Origin of the sequence: Fictibacillus phosphorivorans (assembly GCF_023715845.1) — a bacterium.
In the GTDB taxonomy this organism is placed as follows: domain Bacteria; phylum Bacillota; class Bacilli; order Bacillales; family Fictibacillaceae; genus Fictibacillus; species Fictibacillus phosphorivorans_D.
Genome location: NZ_JAMBOR010000047.1, coordinates 1 through 1158, shown reverse-complemented (window position 1 = coordinate 1158; position 1158 = coordinate 1). Strand labels below are relative to the sequence as shown.

Genomic DNA, 1158 nt, shown 5'->3' with positions numbered 1-1158 from the left:
ACTCTAGCAGCTCTTGACGAGCTTGTACCAGAAGACCATCTAGTGCGAAAAATCGATCAAGTCATGGATTTTGACTTTATTTATGATGCGGTAAAACATACATATTCTTTGGATAATGGTAGACCAAGCGTTGATCCCGTTGTTTTGGTCAAAATGGTGTTCATTCAATATTTATTTGGCATTCGCTCCATGCGTCAGACGATTAAAGAGATAGAAACGAACGTGGCTTACCGTTGGTTTTTAGGCTATGACTTTAGTGAAAAGATACCTCACTTCTCAACGTTCGGTAAGAACTATGCCCGCCGTTTCCATGATAGCGACCTTTTTGAACAGATCTTCTACCGTATTTTACGAGAAGCAGCGAACTATGGATTGGTTGATCCCACTGTTATGTTCATCGATTCCACGCATGTAAAGGCTAACGCTAATAAGAAGAAGTTGGATAAGAAGATCGTACGAGTGGAAACACGCAGCTATCAACACAAACTCGAAGAAGAAATCAATATCGACCGTGAGGCACACGGAAAAAAGCTCTAACCCCTCAAACAAAAGAAGAAACGAAAGAGATTAAAGTGAGTAAGACAGATCCCGAAAGTGGCTATTATGTAAAGGATGAACGAGAGAAGCTGTTTGCTTATTCTTATCACACTGCCAGTGATTCAAGGGGCTTTATACTTGGGACCCTCGTCACCGGAGCCAATGTTCATGACAGTAGAATGCTTGAGCCACTTGTTAATCAACTGATTGAAAACGTAGGAAAACCAACTGCCTTAGCCGTTGATGCAGGATATAAAACACCACCGATCGCCAAGTTTTTGATGGACCAGGAAATTCGCCCTGTGATGCCTTACACACGACCGAAAACCAAAGATGGATTTATGAAGAAGTACGAGTATGTTTACGATGAATATTACGATCAATACATATGCCCACAAGGCGAAACGTTACCCTATAGAACGACGACCCGCGAGGGCTATCGTCAATATGCTTCCAATCCTTTAAAGTGCAAACAGTGTCCGTTGCTCTCTCAGTGTACGCAGAGTAAACAGCACATCAAGATGATTCACCGGCACATCTGGGAAGATTACTTGGAGGAAGCCGATCACCTTCGTCATACGGAGGAAAATAAAAAAATATATGCACAGCGCAAAGAAACGA

1 pseudogene is annotated in these 1158 nt (G+C 42.3%); it reads left to right on the top strand.

What is annotated here, in order from left to right:
* Positions 1–1158: pseudogene (locus M3206_RS18665) on the top strand (IS1182 family transposase); the annotation flags it as partial.